This window comes from Streptomyces sp. NPDC032721, from assembly GCF_055579625.1.
This window is the reverse complement of sequence record NZ_JBVIMX010000001.1, coordinates 688,906-714,488: the sequence shown is the minus strand read 5'-3', so window position 1 is coordinate 714,488 and position 25,583 is coordinate 688,906. Positions and strand designations below refer to the sequence as shown.

Below are 25,583 nucleotides of genomic sequence, written 5' to 3'. Positions count from 1 at the left end.
TCGAATCTACAAGACGAGACGGGCGACCAGCCAACTCCTTCATGGTTTCGGTGACTGCACCGGACTTCCCCCGGCTTGTGTACTTGGGCCACCACCACGTGAACAGGACGTTAAGCAAGGGTCGAACGTCACTTGCGAGCCGCGAAGGTCATGTGGTGGCAGCAACTGAACAGTCGCCCCCGAACACGAAGAGAGAGCCACTCATGGACTTCCTTCGCCCCGCCAGCTGGGAGGAGGCGCTCGCCGCCAAGGCCGAGCACCCCACCGCTGTCCCCATCGCGGGTGGCACCGATGTGATGGTCGAGATCAACTTCGACCACCGACGTCCCGAGTACCTTCTGGACCTGAACCGCATCGGTGAGCTGCGGGAGTGGGAGGTGGGCCAGGACAACGTGATTCTCGGCGCCTCCGTTCCGTACACCCAGATCATGGACCACCTGCGCGCCGAGCTCCCCGGACTCGCGCTCGCGTCCCACACCGTGGGATCGCCGCAGATCCGCAACCGCGGATCCGTCGGCGGCAACCTCGGCGCGGCCTCCCCGGCCGGCGACTCGCACCCGGCACTGCTCTCCGCGGGCGCCGAGGTCGAGGCCGAGTCCGTACGGGGCACCCGCCTGATCCCCGTCGAGGAGTTCTACACCGGCGTCAAGCGCAACTCGCTGGAGCCCGACGAGCTGATCAAGGCCGTACACATCAAGAAGGCCGACGGGCCGCAGCAGTTCTCCAAGGTCGGCACCCGCAACGCGATGGTCATCGCGGTGTGCGCCTTCGGTATCGCGCTGCACCCGGAGACCCGGACGGTGAAGACCGGCATCGGTTCCGCCGCACCGACCCCGCTGCGCGCCCGCGCCGCCGAGGAGTTCCTGAACGCCGCGCTGGAAGAGGGCGGCTTCTGGGAGAGCGGCAAGATCATCACGCCGTCGATCGCCAAGCAGTTCGCCACGCTCGCGTCCGGCGCCTGCAACCCCATCGACGACGTCCGGGGCACCGCCCAGTACCGCCGCCACGCGGTCGGCATCATGGCCCGCCGCACGCTCGGCTGGACCTGGGAGCAGTACCGCGGCAACGCCCGCACCACGCTGGAAGGAGCTGCGTAACCATGCGCGTCAATTTCACGGTCAACGGCCGCAAGCAAGAGGCGGACGACGTCTGGGAGGGCGAGTCCCTCCTGTACGTACTGCGCGAGCGCATGGGCCTGCCCGGCTCCAAGAACGCCTGCGAGCAGGGCGAGTGCGGCTCCTGCACGGTCCGTCTGGACGGAGTCCCGGTCTGCGCCTGTCTGGTCGCGGCCGGTCAGGTCGAGGGCCGCGAGGTCGTCACGGTCGAGGGCCTGGCCGACTACGCCCAGCACCGCACCGCCGAGCACCCGGGCGGCGCCTGCGGCACCAAGGCGTGCGGCACGAGCATCGACTCCGCCAAGCGCTGGCAGGCCAGGCCGTCCGACGGCCGGACCGGCGAGGCGGGCGAGCTCTCCCCGATCCAGCAGGCGTTCATCGACGCCGGCGCCGTGCAGTGCGGTTTCTGCACCCCCGGCCTGCTGGTCGCCGCCGACGAGATGCTGGAGCGCAACCCCTCGCCGTCCGACGCGGACATCCGCGAGGCGCTCTCCGGCAACCTCTGCCGCTGCACCGGTTACGAAAAGATCCTGGACGCGGTGCGCCTCGCCGCCGCCCGCCAGGATGGCCAAGGACTTCAGGAAAGCGCGGTTTGAGCACCATGGGCGTCACAGGAACACCCACGAACATCAACCAGGGCACCAAGACCAAGGGCGGCATCGGCGAGTCCACGCTCCGCCCCGACGGCACCCTGAAGGTCACGGGCGAGTTCGCCTACTCCTCCGACATGTGGCACGAGGACATGCTCTGGGGCCACACCCTGCGCTCCACCGTCGCGCACGCCGAGATCGTCTCCATCGACATCGGCGAGGCCGTCGCCATGCCCGGCGTCTACGCCGTGCTGACGTACGACGACCTGCCGGCCGCGCAGAAGACGTACGGCCTGGAGTTCAAGGACACCCCGGTCCTCGCCTGCGGCAAGGTCCGCCACCACGGGGAGCCGGTGGCGCTCGTCGCCGCCGACCACCCGGAGACGGCCCGCCGCGCCGCCGCCAAGATCAAGGTCGAGTACCGCGAGCTCCCCGTCATCACCGACGAGGCGTCCGCGACCGCACCCGACGCGATCCTGGTGCACGAGAACCGCGACGACCACCACGCCGACCACGTCCCGCATCCCAACATCGTGCACCGCCAGCCGATCATCCGCGGCAACGCCGACGAGGCCGCCAAGAAGGCCGACGTCATCGTCAGGGGCGAGTACACCTTCGGCATGCAGGACCAGGCCTTCCTCGGCCCGGAGTCCGGCCTCGCGGTGCCCGCCGAGGACGGCGGCATCGACCTGTACGTCGCCACCCAGTGGCTGCACTCCGACCTCGGCCAGATCGCCCCCGTCCTCGGCATGCCCGAGGAGAAGATCCGCATGACGCTCTCCGGCGTCGGCGGTGCCTTCGGCGGCCGCGAGGACATCTCGATGCAGATCCACGCCTGCCTGCTCGCGGTGCGCACGGGCAAGCCGGTCAAGATGGTCTACAACCGCTTCGAGTCGTTCTTCGGGCACGTCCACCGCCACCCCGCCAAGCTTTACTACGAGCACGGGGCGACCAAGGACGGCAAGCTCACCCACATGAAGTGCCGCATCGTGCTCGACGGCGGCGCCTACGCCTCGGCCTCCCCGGCGGTCGTCGGCAACGCCTCCTCGCTGAGCGTGGGCCCGTACGTCATCGAGGACGTCGACATCGAGGCAATCGCGCTGTACTCCAACAACCCGCCCTGCGGCGCCATGCGCGGCTTCGGCGCGGTCCAGGCGTGCTTCGCGTACGAGGCCCAGATGGACAAGCTGGCGGCCAAGCTGGGCATGGACGCGGTGGAGTTCCGCCAGCTGAACGCCATGGAGCAGGGCACCCTGCTGCCGACCGGACAGCCCTGCGACTCGCCCGCCCCGGTGGCCGAGCTGCTGCGCCGGGTCAAGGCCATGCCGATGCCGCCGGAGCAGCAGTGGCTGGCGGCCGGCGAGCAGGCGGACGTCCGCGCGCTGCCCGGCGGGTTGTCCAACACCACGCACGGCGAAGGCGTCGTACGGGGTGTGGGTTACGCGGTCGGCATCAAGAACGTCGGCTTCTCCGAGGGCTTCGACGACTACTCCACGGCCCGCGTCCGGATGGAGGTCATCAACGGCGAACCCGTGGCGACCGTCCACACCGCGATGGCGGAGGTCGGCCAGGGCGGCGTCACCGTCCACGCGCAGATCGCCCGCACCGAGCTGGGCGTCACCCAGGTGACCATCCACCCGGCGGACACCCGGGTCGGCTCGGCCGGCTCCACCTCGGCCTCCCGGCAGACGTACGTCACCGGCGGCGCGGTCAAGAACTCCTGCGAGCTCGTCCGCGAGCAGGTGCTGGAGATCGGGCGGCGCAAGTTCGGCTCGTACCACCCCGCGTGGGCGACCGCCGAGCTGCTCCTGGAGGGCGGCAAGGTCGTCACCGACGGCGGCGAGGTGCTCAGCGACCTGGTCGACGTACTGGAGGACGAGTCGGTCGAGGTCGAGGCGGAGTGGCGGCACCGCCCCACCGAGGCCTTCGACCTGCGTACCGGACAGGGCAACGGCCACGTCCAGTACTCCTTCGCCGCGCACCGCGCGGTGGTGGAGGTCGACACCGAGCTGGGCCTGGTCAAGGTCATCGAACTGGCCTGTGCGCAGGACGTCGGCAAGGCGCTCAACCCGCTGTCGGTGCTCGGCCAGATCCAGGGCGGCACCCTCCAGGGCATGGGCATCGCCGTCATGGAGGAGATCGTCGTCGACCCGGTGACCGCGAAGGTGCGCAACCCCTCCTTCACGGACTACCTGCTCCCCACCATCCTCGACACGCCGACCATCCCCGTCGACGTGCTCGAACTCGCCGACGACCACGCGCCGTACGGACTGCGCGGCATCGGCGAGGCCCCGACCCTCTCGTCCACCCCCGCCGTGCTCGCGGCGATCCGGGCGGCGACCGGGCTGGAGCTCAACCGGACTCCGGTACGCCCGGAGCACCTCACCGGGACCTGATCACCCGTCAGGTCACTCAGGACCGGTGCACGAACTCCCCGGGCGGCGTTGCCTCCAGGAACGTCACACTTCCGTCCGCCCGCCGCCCGGGGCCGTCAACGTCCGCAGCGCTAGCGGCAGTTGTATCGGCAGCACCCCGCAAGAACCGCAGTACGGGCAGTGACCCGTAGTGCCGCATTTCGCACCACGCGCTTTCGTCTCGGACCGTCCCTCCGGGTCGTGCAGCCCTCGCACAGTCCCCGAATTCCGCGGCCCGCTCGTTCGCTTCCGCTGCGAGCCCGCTCACGGATGCCCCTTTGAACCTTGGGAGACAAGGCATCATGACCCAGCAGTCCACTGAGCCCACGAAGACGGCGGAGGACGCCGGCGCGGGTACGCGCCAGCCCGCCGGCCGTTCGTGGCTCGACCGGTACTTCCACATATCCAAGCGCGGCTCGACCGTCGCCCGTGAGGTTCGCGGCGGCATCACGACCTTCATGGCGATGGCGTACATCCTCCTGCTCAATCCGGTGATCCTCAGCGGCCCGGACGCCAAGGGCGGTGTGCTCGGCAACGCCGCGCTGATCACCGCGACCGCCTTCGCGGCAGCCGTCACCACCCTCCTGATGGGCTTCGTGGGCAAGGTCCCGCTCGCCCTGGCCGCCGGTCTCAGCGTCTCCGGCGTACTCGCCTCGCAGGTCGCACCCAACATGACCTGGGGCCAGGCCATGGCGATGTGCGTCATGTACGGCGTCGTGATCATGCTCCTGGTCGTCACCGGACTGCGCGAGATGATCATGAACGCCATCCCGCTGGCGCTCAAGCACGGCATCACCATGGGCATCGGCCTCTTCATCGCCCTGATCGGGCTGGTGAAGGCCGGGTTCGTGCACCCGGGCAAGGCGACCCCGCTCTCCCTCGGCCCGGCCGGTGAACTCGCCGGCTGGCCCGTCCTGATCTTCGCGGTCACCCTGCTGCTGATCTTCGCGCTCCAGGCGCGCAACATCCCCGGCGCGATCCTCATCGGCATCGTGGTGGGCACGGTCATCGCCGTCATCGTCAACGCGATCAGCCCGATCCCGGCGAAGGCCTGGAGCAACCAGCGCCCGCCGGCCCTGGACGGCGTGGTCTCGATGCCGGACTTCTCGCTCTTCGGCAAGGTCGAGTTCACCGGCTGGGGCGACATCGGCGTACTGACCGTCGGCATGATCGTCTTCACCCTGGTGCTGGCGGGCTTCTTCGACGCCATGGCCACCATCATCGGCGTCGGCACCGAGGCCAAGCTGGCCGACGACAAGGGCCGGATGCCGGGCCTGTCCAAGGCGCTGTTCGTCGACGGTGCCGGCGGTGCCATCGGCGGTGTCGCGGGCGGCTCCGGCCAGACCGTGTTCGTGGAGTCCGCGACGGGCGTCGGGGAGGGGGCCCGTACGGGTCTCTCCGCGGTCGTCACCGGCCTCTTCTTCGCCGCCTGTGTCTTCTTCACCCCGCTCACCGCGATCGTCCCGGCCGAGGTGGCCTCCGCCGCCCTGGTCGTGATCGGCGCGATGATGATGCAGAACGCCCGTCACGTGGACTGGGCCGACCGAAGCACCGCGATCCCGGTCTTCCTGACGGTCGTGCTGATGCCGTTCACGTACACCATCACCACCGGCGTCGCGGCCGGCGTCATCGCCTGGGTCGTCATCAAGGTGGCCCAGGGCAAGGCGCGCGAGGTCGGCGGCTTCATGTGGGCGCTGACCGGCATCTTCGTCATCTACTTCGCCCTCCACCCGATCGAATCCTGGCTCGGCGTCGGGTAGTCGTACCCCTGAGCCCTCCACGCTTCCCCCCTCGACCCGTCGAAGGAGACAGTCATGCTGGACATCGCCGAAGAGCTCGACCGGTGGGCCCGGCAGGGCCGGGAGTTCGCCGTCGCCACGGTCGTGGCGACGAGCGGAAGCTCGCCCCGGCAGCCCGGTGCGGCCCTCGCCGTCGACAGTGACGGCACGGCCATCGGATCCGTCTCCGGGGGATGCGTGGAGGGCGCCGTCTACGAGCTGTGCCAGCAGGCGCTGGCGGACGGCCACTCGGTCGTCGAGCGCTTCGGCTACAGCGACGAGGACGCCTTCGCGGTCGGTCTGACCTGCGGCGGCGTCATCGACATCCTGGTGACGCCGGTCCGCGGGGACGCACCGTCCCGCGAGGTCTACGCCTCGGCGTACGCCGCTGCCGCCGGGGGGACGGCAGCGGCCCTCGCCCGGATCACCGAGGGCCCACGGGAACTGCTCGGCCGGGCCCTGCTCGTCCACCCCGACGGACGGTACGAAGGCGGCCTGGGCGGCCACCCCGAACTGGACCGCACCGCCGCCTCGGAAGCCCGCGCCATGCTGGACGCCGGCCGCACCGGCGGCATCACCATCGGCGAGGACGGCTCCCGCTGCGGACAGCCGCTCACCCTCCTGGTCGAGTCGAGCGTGCCCGCCCCCCGCATGATCGTCTTCGGGGCGATCGACTTCGCCTCGGCACTGGTACGGGTCGGCAAGTTCCTGAACTACCACGTCACCGTCTGCGACGCCCGCCCCGTCTTCGCCACGGCCGCCCGCTTCCCCGAGGCGGACGAGATCGTCGTCGACTGGCCGCACCGCTACCTGGAGTCGGCCGAGACCGACAGCCGCACCGTGCTCTGCGTCCTCACCCACGACGCCAAGTTCGACGTCCCGCTCCTCGAACTCGCCCTCAAGCTCCCGGTCGCCTACGTCGGCGCCATGGGATCGCGCCGCACCCACCTGGAGCGCAACGACCGCCTCCGCGAAGTCGGCGTCACCGAACTGGAGTTGGCCCGCCTACGGTCGCCGATCGGCCTCGACCTCGGCGCCCGCACCCCGGAGGAGACCGCCCTGTCGATCGCCGCCGAGATCGTCGCCACCCGGCGCGGCGGCAGCGGGGTCTCCCTGACGGGCGCACACACCCCAATCCACCACGACGGCTCGAACGGTCCTACAGGCCGGATAGGCTCCGCGGCCTGAACCGGACCAGGCTGAGCCGAACCGGCCTGAACCGGGCCGGGCTGAACCGGAGCGGCCCGTATCGGGCCGAGCCCCGCCGGGCTGGGCTGAGCCGGGGCCCCTCCGGATCGGGTCGGGCTGAGCCGGGCCAAGCCCCGCCAGGTCGGGCTTAGCCAGGTCGGGCTTAGCCAGGTCGGGTCCTGCCGGGCCGGCCTGTACCGGGTCGGGTCCCGCCAGGCCGAGCCCCGCCGGGTTGGGCCGGGTCCGCTCAAGGGGCGCGGGCCGAGGCCCCAGGCCCCGCCCGGACAGCCGCAGCCTGCCCGCCGCTCCGTCGTCTCCGTCCGGGATGCGCTGAACACCCGTCAAGTCCCTTTCCTCACCCGTCCGGCTCCCCGGAACGCACTCCGGCCTGCGCGTTCCGGTGACCTGATGCACCGTGAGTCCGCGGCCCGGGAGCATCAGAAGTCACCTCACTCTTGACGCGCACATGGCCCTGGGCAACTCTCGTGCGGGAACCGCTCCCGCACGTCCTTGCGACCCAGGAGTGCCCCATGCGACCCGAGGAACCCGCGCAGCCCACTCGGCACACCGAGCCCGTGCCGACCCTGCGCCCCGTCAAGCACGACCGTCCCAAACGCAACAGGCGGCTCAAACGTCCAGCAGGCCCGCTGCGCCGCGGCACCCTCGTCCTGGCGGCCGTGCCGCCACTGGCCGCGGCGGTCATCTGGGCCACGACCAGTGGATTCGCCTCCGGTGCGCCGGAGCCCGCCGAGGGCGCCCCGGCCGCGGCCGGACCCCCCGCGCCCACGCTGGCGGGCAGCCCCCGCCTCTACACCCCGCTCGCCAATCCGGACGCGTACAAACAGGCCCTGAAACTGACGAACAGCGGCACCGTCAGCGGTCTGCGCGACGCCGCCGGGATCATCAGGATGGTGCGCACCCCGCATGCCGTCTGGTACGGGGACCAGAGCCCCGAGGCCGTCGAGAAGGATGCCAGGGAGGTCGTCAGGGACGCGCGCATCGACGGGTCGATGCCGGTCTTCGCGCTCTACAACATCCCCGGCCGGGACTGCTCCAACTACTCCGGTGGCGGCGCGAGCACCACCGCCGAGTACAAGGCCTGGATCGACGGCGTCGCCCGGGGCATCGGCAAGCGCGACGCGCTGATCGTCCTGGAGCCCGACTCGCTGGCCCTGGTGCCCTCCGACTGCGGTCAGGACGACGCCCAGGGCACCAAGACGGCCGCCCGCTACGAAGAGGTCAACTACGCCGTCAACACCTTCGCCGCCCTCCGCAAGACCCGCATCTACCTCGACACAGGACACGCGGGCTGGCACGACACCGCCAGCATCGTGCCGCGCCTCATCAAGGGCGGCATCAAGACCGCGACAGGCTTCTACACCAACGCCTCCAACCACCAGACCGACGAGACCAACTCCTGGTACGGAAAGCTGATCTCGTCCTGTCTGGCCTACGTCGAGGAGGGCGGCAAGGCCGAGGACTGCCCCTCGCAGAAGGGGCCGCGCGACGCCGCCCAGGCCTGGATCGACAAGAACGTCACCACGCCCGCCTCGCGGATGAAGCACTTCGTCACCGACACCAGCCGCAACGGCAAGGGCCCCTGGACCCCGCCCGCCGGCAAGTACACCGACCCGCAGGACTGGTGCAACCCGCCGGGACGCGGCCTCGGCGTGCGCCCCACCACCCGCACCGGCGACCCGCTCCAGGACGCCAAGCTGTGGATCAAGACCCCAGGCGAGTCGGACGGCCTGTGCCTGCGCGGCACCCCGGGCCCCAAGGACCCGGAGCGCGACACGGTCGACCCCAAGGCGGGCGACTGGTTCCCGGACCAGGCCCTGGAACTCGTACGGCTGGCCAACCCGCCGATCGTGCCCGCCAGGCCCGAGTAGCCCGGCGGGTCTCACTGCACCTCGATGCCGATCAGACAGGTGTCGTCGTCGGTGTCCGACCGGCTGTGGGTCAGCAGCCGGTCGAGGTGCTTCTCCAGCTCGGGCGGCGCGGTGCCCGCCAGCGCGAGGAGCTGCTCCAGCGAGTCCTGCACCGTGCGGTCGCGCCGCTCGATCAGACCGTCGGTGTACATGAGCAGCCGGTCACCCGCCTCCAGCACCAACTCGTTCTCGCTGTACGCGGCTTCGCCTATCGCGCCGAGCAGTATCCCGCGCGGCATCGGCAGCGCGGCCGCGGCCCCGCCCCGCACCAGCACCGGCGGCGGATGGCCCGCGCGGGCCCAGCGCAGCAGCCGGGTCGACGGGTCGAAGATGCCGCAGATGGCAGTCGCGGTGACATGCTCGGTCAGATGGTGGGCCACCGAGTTCAGCCAGCCGAGCAGCTGGGCCGGACCGGCCCCGGTGGCGGCCAGACCGCGCAGCGCGTTGCGCAGGACGACCATGCCGGTGGCGGCGTGGATGCCGTGCCCCGCCACGTCGCCGACCGCGAGCAGCACCTTGCCGTCGGGCAGCGCCACCGCGTCGTACCAGTCGCCGCCGACCAGGTGCTCCTCCTCGGCGGGCCGGTAGCGCACCGCGACCCGCAGTCCCGCGGTCTCCACCGCGTCCCGGGTCGGCGGCATGATCGCCTGCTGGAGCTGGAGGGCGAGCCTGCTCTGCTCCTCGGACTGCTGCTCGGAGTCGGCGAGCCGGTCACGGGTCGCGGCGAGCGCCACCTCCGTCCAGTGCTGGGACGACACGTCCTGATAGGCCCCGCGCACGGACAGCAGGGTGCCCGCCGGGTCGGTGACCGGCTCGGCGACGATGCGGATGTGCCGCATCACCCCGTCCGCACGACGCAGCCTGAACGCCGTGGACGCCGAGTGCCGGTGGTGCAGCAGGGTCCGCAGGAACCGGCCGATGGCCACCGAGTCGTCGTCGTGCGCATGGTGGTGCAGCCGCTCCAGCGGTACGGGCGACGAGGTGGGCGGCAGCCCGAAGAGGGTGTACAGCTGACTGTTCCACAGCACCTCACCGGTGACCGTGTTCTCCTCGAACCCGCCGATGCGGCCCAGGCGTTGGGCGTGCTGGAGCAGCGAGGCGAGCCGGGACGCCTCGTCCTCCAGACGCCAGGTCAGCAGTACGGAGTCCCCGTAGCGGCCGATGCCCACCGAGGCCACCGACACCAACGGCACCTCGTCCACCTGGGAGTTGAGCGCCATCCGCCCCGAGCGGAACGGTTCTCCGGTGGCGTGCACCCGCAACAGCGGCTCGTACAGCCCGCCCTGACAGGCACTCAGCGGGTACGCCTCCAGCCAGCGCATCCCGGTCAGCACCGCCCTGGGGCGGCCCGCGAGGTCGGTGAAGCGTTCGTTGGCGTACGCGATGTGGAAGTCGACCACGGTGTTCTGGTCGTTCAGCAGCGGCAGCAGCACCAGCGCCGGATCGAGCAGCCCGTCCGCGAGGTCGGCCAGCGGGCCCGCCTTCTCGTCCGGCGGGCAGTCGGCCGCGGCGGCCGACACGTCCGTGCCCGGCAGGGTGTGCCCGCACAGGTCGGCCAGGGCGTCCAGCTGCCGGGTCGCGGCGGTGGACAGCGGGGGCTGCGGCTGCGGCCAGCACACCTCCAGCACGCCCAGGATCCGGCCGCCCACCTCGGCGGGCAGCACGCTGCGCGCCCCGTCGGTGCCGTGCCGCAGGCCGATCCCCGGGGTGCCGGCGGGCAGCGACCCGTACCAGCGCGGACGGCGCTCGGTCAGCACCTGCTGCGCCCAGGTCCCCACCCCCGGTGGTACGTAGCGCCAGCGGTCGGCCTCGCCGCGCGAGAAGCCCGCGTGTCCGGCCAGTATCAGAGCGCCGTCGCGCCCGGCCGCCCACAGCGCCAGCGCGCTCGCGCCCAGCGGGGCGAGCGCCTGCTCGAACAGGGACCGGGCCGCGGTCTGCGCGTCACCCGTCATGGACCCGGTCTCGGCGGCCCGCAGCCGCAGTACGTTGCCGGGCCGCGCACCGCCCCCGGGCCCGGCGGGCGCGGGAACGGACGGCGTGCCGGCACCGGTGGCGCCACCCGCGTCCGGTCCGGCGGACCCGGCCAGGGAGGCGGACGCGGACACGGACGCCGACATCGGCACCGGGAGCGTGTCCGTCATGTGGTCCCCGGCCGCCCCGTGCACGATGTCGGCCGCCAGCTCCAGGAGCGGCACCCGCGCGGACTCGGCGAGCCGCTCCAGGTGCAGGGCGGCCTCGGCCGGCCCGCCCTGCCCCCGCTCGACCAGGATCCCCGTCGCGATGCCTATCAACGCCCTTGAGTCGGAAGACTCCTGAGAGAGCGTCAGGTCGTGGCGGAGCTGCTCGATGGTGGCGGCGAGCGCGTCCAGCGGACGTGTCTGCTCGCGCCCGTCCTCCTTGCGCCTGGCCTTCGTCCGCCGGTCGGACTTGCGCCGCTCGGGGTCGCGTCGGTCGGGGTCGCGCCGGTCGGGGTCGCGCCGTCCCGCGTCGCGCTGTTCGTCGGTCACCGCGAGAGCCAGGTGCGCATCCGGTCCACCAGGTCGCCCGCGTCCACGGGCTTGGTGATGTAGTCACTGGCCCCGGCCGCCAGGCACTTGTCCCGGTCGCCCTCCATCGCCTTCGCCGTCACCGCGATGATCGGCAGATCCGCGTACTCCGGCATCGCGCGGATCGCCGAGGTCGCCGCGTACCCGTCCATCTCCGGCATCATCACGTCCATCAGGATCAGCTCCACCCGGCCGTGCAGGGCGAGCACCTCAAGGCCCTTGCGGCCGTTGTCCGCGTGCAGGACGCGCATCCCGTGCAGTTCGAGGATGCCGGTCAGCGCGTAGACGTTGCGGGCGTCGTCGTCGACCACCAGGACCACCCGGCCCGTCAGGTCCAGCGCCCCGTCCGGGGCCGGTTCGGGTGCGCCGGCCGCCTCGACGGGCGGCACCACCGTACGTACCAACGGCAGGACGTCGGCGGGCCGTTCGGCCGTCAGGTGCAGCGCGATCCGCTCGCGCAGCTCGTCCAGACTGGGCAGCAGCTCCAGCGGTTTGGTCCGCGACCAGTCGGTCAGCTGCCGTTCGTGCACCGGCTCCAGCGGCCGGGTGTGATGGGCCAGCACCGGCACCTGGCGCAGCGCCGGATCGCCGTCCAGCGCCTGCAGCAGGCGCATCGCGGACCCGTCGGGCATGTCCAGGCCGATCACCACGCAGTGGCACGGGTCGGCCGCCAGGGCCGCGGCCGCCTCCTCGGGGCCGACCGCCGTACGCACGTGCACGGGCCCCCTGGCGTCCGGCAGCGAACCCTCCGCGAGCTCCGCCACCGCGCTCTCCGCGACCAGCGACAGCAGACCGCGCGGCCGGTCCTCTATGACCAGGAGCCTGCGCTGCTGCGCCGGTACGACGGCGGAGGGCACGGGCAGCCCGGCCGCCTCGCGGTGCTTGTCCGCCGGGTCGGCGTACGCCGCCGGGGACTCGAAGCGGGCCACCGGGATGTACAGGGTGAACGTGCTGCCCTCGCCGGGCGTGCTGGTCACGTGGATGGCGCCGCCCAGCAGGTGGGCCATCTCCCGGCTGATCGACAGGCCGAGCCCGGTACCGCCGTACTTGCGGCTGGTCGTGCCGTCCGCCTGCTGGAAGGCCCCGAAGATCGCCTCCAGCTGCTGGTCGGCGATGCCGATGCCGGTGTCCATCACCCGGAAGGCGACGGCCGGGCCGTGCGGACGCACCAGCGGCGGCAGATCGGCGCCGATCACCGGGTCGATCCGCAGCTCGACGGCCCCGGACTCGGTGAACTTCACCGCGTTGGACAGGAGGTTGCGCAGCACCTGGCGCAGCCGCGAGTCGTCCGTCACCAGCTCGGCCGGTGCGCCCGGCGCCACGCTGATCCGGAAGTCCAGGCCCTTCTGCGCGGTCATCGGGCGGAAGGTCGCCTCGACGTAGTCCAGCAGCTTGCGCAGGCCGACCGGCTCCGGGTTGACGTCCATCTTCCCGGCCTCGACCTTCGACAGGTCGAGGATGTCGTTGATCAGCTGGAGCAGGTCGGAGCCCGCCGAGTGGATGACCCCGGCGTACTCGACCTGCTTGGGGGAGAGGTTGCGGGTCGGGTTCTGGGCGAGCAACTGGGCCAGGATCAGCAGGGAGTTGAGCGGGGTGCGCAGCTCGTGGCTCATGTTCGCCAGGAACTCCGACTTGTACTTGGAGGCGATGGACAGCTGCTGCGCCCGGTCCTCCAGCTCCTGCCTGGCCTGCTCGATCTCCAGGTTCTTCGCCTCGATGTCCCGGTTCTGGGAGGCCAGCAGGGCCGCCTTCTCCTCCAGTTCGGCGTTGGAGTGCTGCAACTCCTCCTGCTGCGACTGGAGTTCCTCGGAGCGCGACTGCAGTTCGGCGGCCAGCCGCTGGGACTCGCCGAGGAGTTCATCGGTACGGGCGTTGGCGACGATGGTGTTGACGTTGACGCCGACCGCCTCCATCAGCTGCTCCAGGAAGTCCCGGTGCACCGGGGTGAACCCGCCCACCGAGGCCAGCTCGATCACCCCGAGCACCAGGCCCTCGACGGCGATCGGCAGGACGAGGAGGCTGCGCGCGTCCGCCGAACCGAGGCCCGAGGAGACGGTGACGTACCCCGGGGGCAGCTCGTCGACGGCGATCGTACGGCGGCTGCGGGCGACCTGGCCGACCAGCGACTGGCCCAGTTCGAAGCGGACCGGGCGGTCCTCGGCGGACTGGAAGTGGCCGTACCAGCCGATGAGTTCGAGCTTGGCGGAGTGGATGGCGTCGTGGCCGGTGTCGTGCGCGAGGTAGAAGGCGCCGTACTGCGCGCCGACCAGCGGGGTCAGCTCGTCCATGATCAGCTCGGCGACGACGGTGAGGTCGCGCTGGCCCTGCATCAGGCCGGAGATCCTGGCGAGGTTGGTCTTGAGCCAGTCCTGCTCCTGGTTGGCGCGGGTGGTCTCGCGCAGGGACTCCACCATCGAGTTGATGTTGTCCTTGAGCTCGGCGACCTCGCCGGAGGCGTCCACGGTGATGGACAGGGTGAGGTCGCCCTCGGCGACGGCGCTGGTGACCTCGGCGATGGCGCGGACCTGCCGGGTGAGGTTCCCGGCCAGCTCGTTGACGTTCTCGGTGAGCCGCTTCCAGGTCCCCGAGACGCCCTCGACCTCGGCCTGTCCGCCGAGCCGGCCCTCGGAGCCCACCTCGCGGGCCACCCTGGTCACCTCGGCCGCGAAGGACGACAGCTGGTCGACCATCGTGTTGATGGTGGTCTTGAGCTCCAGGATCTCGCCGCGCGCGTCCACGTCGATCTTGCGGGTCAGGTCGCCCCGCGCGACGGCGGTGGTCACCTGGGCGATGTTGCGGACCTGCCCGGTGAGGTTGTTCGCCATCGAGTTGACGTTGTCGGTGAGGTCCTTCCAGGTCCCGGCCACGTGCGGGACGTGCGCCTGGCCGCCGAGGATGCCCTCGGTGCCCACCTCGCGGGCCACCCGGGTGACCTCCCCGGCGAACGCGGAGAGGGTGGTGACCATCGTGTTGATGACCCCCGCCAGCGCGGCGACCTCGCCCTTCGCCTCGACGTTGATCTTCTGCGACAGGTCGCCCTTGGCGACGGCGGTCGCGACCTGCGCGATCGACCGCACCTGACCGGTGAGGTTGGACGCCATCACGTTGACGTTGTCGGTGAGGTCCTTCCAGGTGCCCGAGACGCCGCGCACGGTCGCCTGGCCGCCCAGATTGCCCTCGGTGCCCACCTCGCGGGCGACCCGGGTGACCTCGTCGGCGAACGCCGAGAGCTGGTCGACCATCGTGTTGATGGTCTCCTTCAGCTCCAGGATCTCGCCGCGCGCGTCCACCCGGATCTTCTGCGAGAGGTCGCCCTTGGCGACGGCGGTGGTGACCTGGGCGATGTTCCGCACCTGGGAGGTGAGGTTGTTCGCCATGACGTTGACGGACTCGGTCAGGTCCTTCCACGTACCGGAGACGCCCTGTACGTCGGCCTGTCCGCCGAGCCGGCCCTCGGTGCCCACCTCACGGGCCACCCGGGTGACCTCGTCGGCGAACGAGGACAGCTGGTCGACCATGGTGTTGATGGTGTTCTTGAGCTCGTGGATCTCGCCCTGGGCGTCCACGTCGATCTTGCGGGTCAGATCGCCCTTGGCGACCGCCGTGGCGACCTGCGCGATGTCGCGCACCTGAGTGGTGAGGTTGCCGGCCATCGCGTTGACGGAGTCGGTCAGGTCCTTCCAGGTGCCGTCCACGCCGGGCACCACGGCCTGGCCGCCGAGGCGTCCGTCGGTGCCGACCTCGCGGGCGACCCGGGTGACCTCGGAGGTGAACAGCGACAGCTGGTCGACCATGCCGTTGAAGACGAGGGCGATCTCGCCGAGGAGGCCCTCGCGGTCGTCCGGCAGCCGGGTGCCGAAGTCCCCGTCGCGTACGGCGGTGAGTCCCGCGAGCAGCTGCCTCAGCTCTGGCTCGCCCACCGAACCGGCCGGGCCCTGTTCCGGGGCCGGGGCCGCTTTACCGGCGGCCGGTCCCGGTTTCGAGGCGGCCGGTCCCGGTTTCGCCGGACCGTTCTTCACGATCGAGCCGTCCGCGCGCGCCGCCGCGGCCGACGTGCGCCGCCTGCCTGTCTCCGCACCAGTTCCCATGGTCCTGTTCCACCCCTCCACCGCGACTTGCTCGATACCGGCCCGCGCAGGGGGCGGTACCGGTCCGACCAGCTCACTTCCGAACGGGCGTTCCGTGGGTCATGGTGCCACAGTTGCCGTACGGCAATTTTCTTCACGGTCTTACGGGTTCGCCGCTGTGACATCAGTGGTTGAGCGTGGGCCTGGACCGGTCGTGGAGCTCATGCCTGTCACTCAAAAGGGTAGGTGCTCGATTGGGTGCTCGATAAGAGCGGGGAAGCTCCGGGTGTGCGGAATCGCGCCCGGAGCGGGCAGACAGTGAGGAGAGCCGACTCATGGCCGGGAGCGGAAGCAGAGATTCGAGCGGCAGCGGGTCGCCCACGGGCAGAGCGGAGAGCGAGGACGAGCGCGCCGACCGCCAGTGGGCCGAGCTCGTCCAGGAGATCCGGGTGGCCCAGACGGGCGTACAGATCCTCTTCGGCTTCCTCCTCACGGTGGTCTTCCAGCCGGGCTTCCAGGCCCTTCAGCAGACCGACAAGACCATCTACGTCATCACCGTGGTGCTCGGCTCCGCCGCCACCGGCGCCCTGATCGGTCCGGTCTCCTTCCACCGCATCGTCTCCGGCCGCAAGATCAAGCCGCAGGCGGTGGCCTGGGCCTCCCGGCTGACCTTCCTCGGACTGGCCCTGCTGCTCGCCACCCTGTCGTCCGCGCTGCTGCTCGTCATGCGGGTGGTGACGCACAACGCCTACGCACCGTGGCTGGTCGCCGGAGTGGTGACCTGGTACCTGCTGTGCTGGTACGTGCTGCCGATGTGGGCCCGCAGGCGGCACACCACGGACTGAACGGGTACTTCGGTGACCGATTCGGGACTTTCGGCCCCCGAGGAAGGGCCGACGGCCTTCCTAATCTGAAGGATCGATCCGCACCCGCGGGGTCGATCCGCCGAGCCCGCCGCTTCCGCCGGGCCCGAAGAAGTACGAGGAAGAATGCGCCGCTCCGTCATGCCCGCCGTCCGGATACCCGTCGCGATCGCCGCGTTCACCCTGGCCGCCACGGCCTGCGGGGGCGAGGGGACCCGGGCCCTGACCCCGGCGGAGAACGCCGTGGCCGCAGACGTGGAAGCGGGCCCGGGCAGGGGAGCGGACGCGGGCGCGGGAACGGATCCCGGCGCGGCGGGGAAGCAGGCACCGGCCGCCAAGCCCGCACCGCCCGCCGTCGAGCTCCCCGCAAGCACCGCCCGCCGCACCGTCGCCCCGCAGATCGCCCCGCGAGACGGCGCCACGGTCGGCGTCGGCCAGCCGCTCGCGGTCGTCTTCAAGGGGCAGCGGGTCGACAAGGAACTGCGCGCGGGCATCGAGGGCGCCCTCAAGGTCACCACCAAGGGCTCCCCGGCGCCGCTCACCGGCGCCTGGCACTGGGCCGAGGTCAAGGGGGACACCCTGGTCCACTTCCGCCCCGAGGCCTACTGGCCGGCCGGCACGCAGGTCACCCTCGACGCCCGGCTCGCCCGGGTCAAACTGGCCGGGACCACCGCCGCCGACCGCGACCGCAAGGTCTCCTTCACCGTCGGCGACTCCATGGTCAACAAGGTGGACCTGGCCGCCCACACCATGACCGTCGTACGCAACGGCAAGGTCGCCCGCGTCATCCCCGTCAGCGGGGGCGAGAAGCGCTTCAAGACCCGCGAGGGCATCAAGACCGTGCTGTCCAAGGACGGCCGCGTGGTGATGGACTCGCGCACCATCGGCATCCCCCGCAACAGCCCCGACGGCTACTACGACCCGTACAACTGGAGCATGCGGGAGACCATCAGCGGCGAGTACATCCACGCCGCCCCCGACAACGCCGCCTCCTTCGGCAAGGAGAACGTCAGCCACGGCTGCATCGGCATGAGCGACAGCGACGCGAAGTGGCTGTACGGGCAGAGCCGGGTCGGCGACGTCATCGAGGTCACCGGCACCACCGGCAAGCCGATGGACCACTTCGGCAACGGATACGGCGACTGGAACCTGAGCTGGGAGCAGTGGCTCGCGGGCAGTGAACTGGGTGAACGGCCCACCGCCTGAGCCGAGTTGACGGAGGTCCTGCCAGTGCAGGGGGGTGGGCCCATATCTCGCCCCGGCAACGGTTCGGCAGGGTCACTTTCAACTAAACCTAAGGTTAGGCTAACCTTCCCGGCGTGCAGGCAGGTCAAGCAGGCGAAGAGACGTCCACGGACAGCCGTCCCCGTGGTTCCCATGGCCCCCGTGGTCATGAACTGGCGGCCACGGGAGTCACCGTGGCGTACGACGGCGTCGACGTCGTCCACGACGCCTCGCTGCGGCTCCGGCCCCGCGAGGTGACGGTCCTGGTCGGACCGAACGGCAGCGGGAAGTCGACGCTGCTGCGGACCATCTCCCGGCTCCAGCGCCCCAAGGCCGCGAACCTCGTCATCGACGGGGACACCGACGCCCTGGCCCTGAGCGCCCGGGAGTTCTCCCGCAGCGTCGCCCTGCTCACCCAGGGGCGGCCCACGCCCAGCGGTCTCACCGTGCGCGACCTCGTCGAGTTCGGCCGCTACCCCTACCGGGGACGCTGGGGCAAGGCCGACCCCGAGGGCCCGGCCGCGGTCGACCGCGCGCTGGCCATGACGGGCGTCGCAGAGCTCGCCGACCGGGGTGCCGAGCACCTCTCCGGCGGACAGCTCCAGCGCGTCTGGCTGGCCGGCTGCCTCGCCCAGGAGACCGGCGTACTGCTCCTCGACGAGCCGACCACCTACCTCGACCTGCGCTACCAGGTCGAACTCCTCGACCTCGTACGCGACCTGGCGGACGACCACGGCATCGCCGTCGGCGCCGTCCTGCACGACCTCGACCAGGCCGCCGCCATCGCCGACCGCGTCGTCCTGCTGGACGGCGGACGCGTCATCGCCGACGGCAGCCCCCAGGACGTACTCACCGCCGAACGGCTCACCGCCACCTACGGCATCCGTATCGAGGTCGACCCCGACCCGCTCACCGGCAGGCTGCGCACCCGCGCGATAGGCCGCCACCACACGCGAAGCGAAAGGCTCAGCGCCACCTCATGAGACGCCTCCTCCTCACCGCAGCGGCAGCCACTGCGGCGGCCCTCACCCTGACCGCCTGCGGGACCACCGAGCCCGCGGCCGACGCCGCCAAGCCGAAGACCGCCGAGAAGATCACCCTCAACGGCGCCAACGGCACCAAGGTCGTCCTCGACGGCCCCGCCAAGAAGGTCGTCGGCACGGAGTGGAACGTCGTCGAGGCGCTGCTCTCGCTGGGCGTCCAGCCCACCGGCGTCGCCGACGTCAAGGGCTACAAGGCGTGGGCCACGGCCGCCCCGCTGAACGACGGTGCCAAGGACATCGGCACCCGCGGCGAGCCCAGCATGGACACCGTCGCCGGGCTGGCCCCCGACCTCATCGTCGCCACCACCGACCTGCCGGCAGCCGCCCTCAAGCAGCTGCGCAAGGTCGCCCCGGTACTGGAGCTGAAGGCCGCCGACGCCACCGACCCGCTCGGCCGGATGACCGCCGACCTCAACGAGATAGCCAAGGCCACCGGCACCACCGCGAAGGCCGAGAAGCTCCTCAAGGACTTCGACACCAAGCTGGCCGACGGCAAGAAGGCCATCGAGACCGCGGGCCACGGCGGCGACGAGTTCGCCTTCGCCGACGGCTACGTCGTCTCCAACCAGGTCTCCATCCGCCCGTACACCAGCGGTTCGCTGATCGGCGCGGTCAACGACAAGCTCGGCCTGAAGAACCCCTGGACGCAGAAGGGCGACAAGGACTACGGCCTCGCCAAGACCGACGTCGAGGGCCTCACCAAGCTGGGCGACGACGTCCAGTTCGCCTACATCGGCAACGAGACCGACAAGGACGCCAACCCCTTCTCCGGCGTCCTGACCACCGACTCCGTCTGGAAGTCGCTGCCGTTCGTCAAGAAGGGCAACGTGCACCGGCTGCCCGACGGCGTCTGGATGTTCGGCGGACCGCTGTCGATGGGCCAGTACGTCGACTCCGTCGTAGAGGCGCTGAAGAAGTAGCACCATGGCCGTCACCGCAACCACCACCCCCGCCCCCGCCCCCGTCACCCCCCGAACGACGGCCAGGAACCGGACGGGTGCGGCCGCGGTGACGGCCGCCCTGGTCCTCCTCGTCGCCGTGCTCGCGGTCGTCGACGTCTCCCAGGGCACCTCGTCCGTCGGCCTCCCCGAGGTCTGGAAGGCGCTCACCGGGCAGGCCTCGGAGGGCGACGCGTCCGTCGTCGCCGCCGCCCGGCTGCCGCGCATGGTCGCCGGACTGCTGATCGGCGTGGTGCTCGCCGTCGCGGGCACCGCCCTGCAGTCCGTCAGCCGCAACGTCCTGGCCTCGCCCGACACCCTCGCGGTCAACGCGGGCTCCTACCTGGCGCTCGGCATCGCCGCCGTCACCGGCGTCTCCGTACCGCTGTTCGCCACCACCGGCATCGCCTTCATCGGCGGACTCGCGGCCGCCGCCCTCGTGCTCGGGCTCTCCGGGCTCGGCGCGGGCACCGTACGCCTCGTGCTCGCGGGCAGCGCCATGCTCCTGGGCCTCAACGCGCTGACCGACACCCTCCTGCTGCTCTTCCCGCAGGAGACCGAAGGCCTCTTCCAGTGGAACCAGGGCGCCATCGCCCAGCGCGGCTACGACGGCATCCTGCAGACGCTGCCGCTCGCCGTGATCGGCGTCGTCGGACTGCTGCTGCTCTCCCGGCGGATGGACGCCCTCGCGCTCGGCGACGACGCCGCCCGGGGACTCGGCGTCCCGGTCCGGGCCACCCGGATCCTGGCCGTCGTGCTCGCCGCACTGCTCTCGGCCGCCGCCGTCGCCCTCGCCGGGCCGATCGGCTTCGTCGGACTGTGCGCGCCCGCGCTGGTGCGCCCGCTGGCGAAGCGGATGCGGGTGTTCACCAAGTCCCGGGCCGTCATGCCGTTCACCGGACTCGTCGGCGCCGCACTGGTGCTCGGCTCGGACGTGGCGCTGCGGGCGCTGCTGCCCTCCGACACCGCCGTGTCCGTACCGACCGGCGTCGTCACCAGCCTCGCCGGCGCCGTGTTCCTGATCGTCATGGCGAACCGGACCAAGGACACCGTCGGTGCCGCCCCGCCGGACCGGCTGCGCATCCGCAGCCGGGGCGTCTTCGTCGTCTCCACGACGGTCCTGGTGACCCTGCTGGTCGGCGCGACCATCGCCGCCGTACTCGTCGGCGACAACAAACTGCTGCTCGGCGACGTCGCCAACTGGGCGCAGGGCAACGCGGGACGGGCCGTCACCTTCGTCCTGGACACCCGGGTGCCACGGGTCGTCGCCGCCCTGCTGGCCGGCGCGGCACTCGCCCTCGCGGGCACCCTGGTCCAGTCCGTGACCCGCAACCCACTGGCCGAACCCAGCACCCTCGGCGTCTCCGGAGGCGCGGCGCTCGGTGCCGTGCTGCTGGTCACCACCGTGCCGCTGGCGGGCCCCTGGGCGGTGGCCGGTGCCGCGTTCGCGGGTGCCGTGGCCGCCTCGGCCCTGGTCTTCGGACTCTCGGCCCGCGACGGCTTCCAGCAGAACCGCCTGGTCCTGGTGGGCTTCGGAGTGGCCACCGGGGCGATGGCACTGATCGCCCTCATGATCATCCTCACCGACCCGTTCAACGCCATCAAGGCACTCACCTGGCTGTCCGGCTCGACCTACGGCCGCACCCTGCCGGACGTCGTACCGCTGGCGATCGTGCTGGTCATCGGGCTGGCCGTCGCGTTCGCCCGCCGCTCCGAACTCGACCTGCTCTCCCTCGACGAGGACACCCCGCGCCTGCTCGGCCTGAACCTGGGACGGGGCCGCTTCGCCTTCCTCGCCCTGAGCGTGCTGCTCAGCGCCACCGCCGTCGCGGCGGCGGGCACCATCGGCTTCGTCGGCCTGGTCGCCCCGCACGCGGCCCGCGCCATGGTCGGCCGCCGCCACGGGCGGGTGCTGCCGGTCGCGGTCCTGCTCGGCGCCCTGCTGGTCTGTACGGCGGACCTGGTTGGCCGCACGGTCATCGCGCCCGCCCAGCTCGGCGCGGGCCTGATGACGGCGGTGATCGGCACGCCGTACTTCCTGTACCTGCTGATCCGCAGCCGCCGCCAGGGCGCCTGACCGGACCCCGAACAAGGCCGGAGCCGGGTCAAGGGAAATCCAAGGGAGCGCCAAGGGAACTCAAAGGGGCCGCTCGGGCGTTGGCATGGACAAGCGCGGAAAGCGCGCCGACGGACACGGACAACGGGTAGCCGAGGTGGCACGGATGGCGATGTGGGACCGGATCAAGGACCAGGCCAAGGGTCTGCAGCAGCAGACCCAGGGAGCGCGGAGCTCCGGCGGCCAGTCACGGCCCGGTGCGGGCTCGTCGGGAGGGTCCAAGGCTCAGCTGGTGGGCGTGCTCAAGTCCCAGCTCTCCACGCTCAAGACGGAGCTCAAGAGCGGTGGGTACCGGGACGCCAGCATGGCCATGTGCGCCCTGGTGGCCGCCGCCGACGGCTCCGTCGACCCGGCCGAGCGGCAGCACGTGGAATCGCTGATCCTGCAGAACGACGTCCTGAAGAACTTCCCGCCGGACCAGCTGCGCCAGCGCTTCAACAAGCACGCCGACGAGCTGACGGCCAACTTCCAGCACGGCAAGACCGAGGCGATGCAGGTGATCGCCAAGGTGGCCAAGAAGCCGACGGAGGCCAAGGCGGTCGTGCAGACCGGCTTCGTCGTCGCGGGCGCCGACGGATACGTCTCCCCGCCCGAGGAGCAGATCCTGCGCGAGGTGTGCGCGGCGCTGGGGGTGAACCCGCAGGAGTTCGGCCTCTGAGGGCCCACCCGAAGGAACCGAAGGGAAAGGGAAGGGGACGGGCGACGCGTGGTCTGCCCGCCCCCCCACCCGGTCTAGGGCGTGACGATCGCGAAGTCCGGGTCCGGGGCGTCCAGCAGCCCCGCGAAGGTGAGCAGCGCCTGCGCGTCGCCGTCGAGTGCCGCACCGCCGCCCGCCAGCTCGTCCCGGAAGGTCGAGGCGCCGCCCAGCACCGCGTCGAGAGCGGTACGGGCCAGCCGGAGGACGGCGTCCGGCGCTTCACCGCGCGGGGCGTCGCCCGGCATCGGGGTGAGCGCCCCGTTGGAGAGCAGCAGCGTCCAGACCTCGCCGGAGTCGGTGAACTCCCAGCGCAGCAGCAGCCGTCCGGCCGCCGCGGCGCGCGGGCCGTTGACCCGTACCGCCATGGACTGGAACACCTGCCCATTGCTGATCGCGGCCAGCATGTCGGGCGCAACCCTGGTGGGGGTCCCCAGGATTCCGCCGCGCAGCTCGGCCGCCCCCATCAGGTAGAAGTTCCGCCACGGACCGCACTCGGAGCCCTGACCCAGCCGGTCGAACGTCTCGGCCTGGAGCGCCCGGGCCCCCTCGTGGCCGGGTTCGGCGAACAGCACGTGGCCGAGCACCTCCGCCACCCACCGCAGGTCCCCTTCCTCGTACGACTTCCGGGCCCGGGCCACCACCGAGTCCGCGCCGCCCATGAACTCCACGTACCGCAGGGCCGCTTCGGCCGGCGGGTGCTGCCACAGATGGGCCGGGTTGCCGTCGAACCAGCCCATGTACCGCTGGTAGACCGCCTTCGCGTTGTGGCTGAGCGAGCCGTAGTAGCCGCGCGCGTGCCAGGCCTGCTCCAGGCCCGGCGGGAAGCGGAGCTCCTCGCCGATCTCGGCACCCGTGTACCCCGCGTTGATCATCCGTACGGACTGGTCGTGCAGGTACGCGTACGCGTCGCGCTGCTCCTCCAGGAAACGCACCGCCCGCTCCTGACCCCAGGTGGGCCAGTGGTGGGAGGCGAAGACGACATCGGTGGAACCGGCGAACAGCCGCAGCGTCTCGGTCAGATAGCGCGCCCAGGCACTGGGGTCACGGACCAGTGCACCGCGCAGCGTGAGCACGTTGTGCAGGGTGTGGCAGGCGTTCTCGGCGACGCAGAGCACCCGCAGGTCGGGGAAGTGGAAATTCATCTCCGCCGGGGCCTCGGTGCCCGGCGTGAGCTGGAAGACCATCCGGACACCGTCGACCGTCTCGGTCTGCCCGGTGCGGCTGACGTCGAGGGTCGGCGCGATCAGGCCGACGCTGCCGGTCGACGTCGTCTGGCCCAGGCCGCAGCCGATCTGCCCGGCGGGCCCCTTGGGCAGCGCGGCGCCGTACATGTATCCCGCGCGGCGGGCCATCGCCGTACCGGTGAAGACGTTCTCGCCGGCGGCGTGCTCCATGAACCCCGAGGGGGCGATGATCTGGATCCGTCCCGCCGCCACGTCCTCGGGGTCGGCGACGCCGCGCACTCCGCCGAAGTGGTCCACGTGCGAATGGGTGTAGAGCACGGCGGTCACGGGGCGTTCGCCCCGGTGCTCGCGGTACAGGGCGAGGGCGGCTGCCGCGACCTCCGCGCTGATCAGCGGGTCGATCACGATGACGCCGCGCTCGCCCTCGACGAAGGTGATGTTCGACAGGTCCAGGCCGCGCACCTGGTACAGGCCGGGCACCACCTCGTACAGGCCCTGCCGGGCGACGAGCCGGCTCTGCCGCCACAGCGAGGGGTGGGCGGTGGGCGGGCACTCGTCGTCCAGGAAGGCGTACGCGTCCGCGTCCCAGACCACCTGCCCCGACGCGTCCCGCACCACGCCCGGATCCAGCCGGGCGACGAACCCCCGGTCCGCGTCCCGCGCGTCCTGGCTGTCGGTGCCTTCTTCGTCCCGGAACTCCCGCTCGCTCATGGTCATGCCGTCGATCGTCACACCTGCCGCGCGGGCACGCCCGATGACGGACCCCAGGGTGGGCGGTGATCCGTCACAGCCACCCGTTGCGCTGCGCCTGCAACGCCATCTGGAAGCGGTTCGCGGCGCCCAGTTGCGCCATCAGGATCTGCAGTCGGCGGAAGAGCGTACGGCGGCTGATGCCCAGCTCACGGGCGATGACGTCGTCGGCCGCGCCGCCCGCGAGCAGCCACAGCAACCGGCGGTCGGCGGGCGGCAGTCCACCGGGGCGGGTGGTGCGGCCGTGGAACGGCAGGGCGTTCTGCCAGGACTGCTCGAACAGGGCGATCAGGGCGGACAGCAGCCCGCACGGCTGCACCACCAGCATGGTGCTGTGCACATCGGCCTCCTTGATCGACAACGACACCAGCGCGTACGCCTCGTCGATGACCACGAGCTTGACCGGCACCGACGGCAGCACCCTGGCCTGCTCGCCCGCGTTGACGCACGGCTCGATGGCCTCCTCAAGACGGCCCGGGTACTCCAGCGACTCCCGCGAGTACACGACGCGCTGCGTCACCCCTCGGGCCAACGTGGCCAGCGCGTCGTCGGTGGCGTCCGGATGGCTGATGTACGGAGGTGACTCCAGCTGCCGGATCTGCTCGCGGGCACTGGCCCACGCCTGCCGGATCCTGGGGCCGACGGCATCGCCCGTGACCACCTCCACCAGATGGTCGTGGTGCCCGGCCAGCCGCTGGCGCCTGAACGAGTCGAAGGCGCTGCCGACCGCGATCCGCGACTTCTCGACCTCGGCCGCCCGGTGCCTGGCCAGCACCTCCAGACCCGCCGTGGGCGGCACCGGGGCCACCTCGTCCGCGCCCTCCTCGGCGGCACTGGCCAGACCCGCCTCGACCAGCGCCCCGTACGCCCTGGAGACATCGGCGCCGCTCAGCCCGGCCGCCGCCGCAATCGCGCTCAGCGGGGCGGGGGCCAGTTCGAGCAGGGCCGGATAGACCCGGGCCGCCGCCGGGTCGAGGCCCAGCAGCCGCAGCGCCTCGCCGAGTTTCGGGTTCGTCATGCACCGCATTATCGACGGCCGGGGACGGCGACCCGTGTCCGATCCGTGCCAGTGGCACTTTTCGGCGCCGCGCGCGTGCGGTGCGGGATACCGTCCGCGGGAGCCGCCGACGACCGGCGGGGAA

General features: G+C 71.5%; 16 protein-coding genes. 12 read left to right on the top strand and 4 right to left on the bottom strand.

Annotated features, from left to right (window positions below):
* Positions 1–203 precede the first annotated feature (203 nt).
* The 6 genes from ACZ5PB_RS03015 to ACZ5PB_RS02990 all read left to right on the top strand — a co-directional run bounded on the left by ACZ5PB_RS03015 (position 204) and on the right by ACZ5PB_RS02990 (position 8,974).
* Positions 204–1,097: an FAD binding domain-containing protein gene (locus ACZ5PB_RS03015; RefSeq protein ID WP_468687218.1), complete on the top strand. Its 894-nt coding sequence runs from the start codon at positions 204–206 to the stop codon at positions 1,095–1,097.
* Positions 1,098–1,099: 2 nt separating this feature from the next.
* Positions 1,100–1,711, top strand: a complete 612-nt coding sequence (locus tag ACZ5PB_RS03010; protein WP_468687216.1) for a (2Fe-2S)-binding protein — start codon at positions 1,100–1,102, stop codon at positions 1,709–1,711.
* A 5-nt stretch (positions 1,712–1,716) separates the two neighbouring features.
* Positions 1,717–4,101: a xanthine dehydrogenase family protein molybdopterin-binding subunit gene (locus ACZ5PB_RS03005; protein WP_468688255.1), complete on the top strand. Its 2,385-nt coding sequence runs from the start codon at positions 1,717–1,719 to the stop codon at positions 4,099–4,101.
* Between the two features lie 320 nt (positions 4,102–4,421).
* On the top strand, positions 4,422–5,879 hold the full coding sequence (locus ACZ5PB_RS03000) for an NCS2 family permease (RefSeq protein WP_468687215.1): 1,458 nt from the start codon (positions 4,422–4,424) through the stop codon (positions 5,877–5,879).
* Positions 5,880–5,933: 54 nt separating this feature from the next.
* Positions 5,934–7,085, top strand: a complete 1,152-nt coding sequence (locus ACZ5PB_RS02995; protein WP_468687213.1) for an XdhC family protein — start codon at positions 5,934–5,936, stop codon at positions 7,083–7,085.
* A gap of 530 nt (positions 7,086–7,615) precedes the next feature.
* Positions 7,616–8,974 (top strand): glycoside hydrolase family 6 protein, encoded by a 1,359-nt coding sequence (locus ACZ5PB_RS02990; RefSeq protein ID WP_468687212.1) that lies wholly within the window; start codon positions 7,616–7,618, stop codon positions 8,972–8,974.
* A gap of 11 nt (positions 8,975–8,985) precedes the next feature.
* On the opposite strand, the gene ACZ5PB_RS02985 is transcribed toward ACZ5PB_RS02990, so the two are convergent.
* Positions 8,986–11,520 (bottom strand): SpoIIE family protein phosphatase, encoded by a 2,535-nt coding sequence (locus ACZ5PB_RS02985; protein ID WP_468687211.1) that lies wholly within the window; start codon positions 11,518–11,520, stop codon positions 8,986–8,988.
* Positions 11,517–15,647 (bottom strand): HAMP domain-containing protein, encoded by a 4,131-nt coding sequence (locus ACZ5PB_RS02980; protein ID WP_468687210.1) that lies wholly within the window; start codon positions 15,645–15,647, stop codon positions 11,517–11,519. The genes ACZ5PB_RS02985 and ACZ5PB_RS02980 overlap by 4 nt, the downstream gene beginning before the upstream one ends.
* Before the next feature lie 314 nt (positions 15,648–15,961).
* On the opposite strand from ACZ5PB_RS02980, the gene ACZ5PB_RS02975 reads away from it, so the two are divergent.
* From ACZ5PB_RS02975 to ACZ5PB_RS02950, 6 genes are all read left to right on the top strand, one after another.
* Positions 15,962–16,471, top strand: a complete 510-nt coding sequence (locus ACZ5PB_RS02975; RefSeq protein ID WP_468687208.1) for a DUF6328 family protein — start codon at positions 15,962–15,964, stop codon at positions 16,469–16,471.
* A gap of 144 nt (positions 16,472–16,615) precedes the next feature.
* A complete protein-coding gene (locus ACZ5PB_RS02970; protein ID WP_468687207.1) occupies positions 16,616–17,695 on the top strand; it encodes a L,D-transpeptidase in 1,080 nt (359 codons plus the stop codon).
* Between the two features lie 113 nt (positions 17,696–17,808).
* Entirely contained in the window at positions 17,809–18,696 is an 888-nt protein-coding gene (locus ACZ5PB_RS02965) for an ABC transporter ATP-binding protein (RefSeq protein WP_468687205.1), read from the top strand.
* Complete coding sequence (locus ACZ5PB_RS02960; protein WP_468687203.1) at positions 18,693–19,676, top strand: ABC transporter substrate-binding protein; 984 nt, start codon at positions 18,693–18,695, stop codon at positions 19,674–19,676. The genes ACZ5PB_RS02965 and ACZ5PB_RS02960 overlap by 4 nt, the downstream gene beginning before the upstream one ends.
* A gap of 4 nt (positions 19,677–19,680) precedes the next feature.
* The gene (locus tag ACZ5PB_RS02955; RefSeq protein ID WP_468687201.1) at positions 19,681–21,771 is read left to right on the top strand and encodes an iron ABC transporter permease; all 2,091 of its coding nucleotides are present in this window, start codon (positions 19,681–19,683) and stop codon (positions 21,769–21,771) included.
* Positions 21,772–21,916: 145 nt separating this feature from the next.
* The gene (locus ACZ5PB_RS02950; protein WP_468688253.1) at positions 21,917–22,468 is read left to right on the top strand and encodes a tellurite resistance TerB family protein; all 552 of its coding nucleotides are present in this window, start codon (positions 21,917–21,919) and stop codon (positions 22,466–22,468) included.
* A gap of 74 nt (positions 22,469–22,542) precedes the next feature.
* On the opposite strand, the gene ACZ5PB_RS02945 is transcribed toward ACZ5PB_RS02950, so the two are convergent.
* Positions 22,543–24,408 carry an alkyl/aryl-sulfatase gene (locus ACZ5PB_RS02945; RefSeq protein ID WP_468687199.1) on the bottom strand — a complete coding sequence of 622 codons (1,866 nt, stop codon included), beginning with the start codon at positions 24,406–24,408 and terminating at the stop codon, positions 22,543–22,545.
* A gap of 67 nt (positions 24,409–24,475) precedes the next feature.
* Positions 24,476–25,459, bottom strand: coding sequence for a LuxR family transcriptional regulator (locus tag ACZ5PB_RS02940; RefSeq protein ID WP_468687197.1), 984 nt, complete (start codon positions 25,457–25,459; stop codon positions 24,476–24,478).
* Positions 25,460–25,583: the final 124 nt, after the last annotated feature.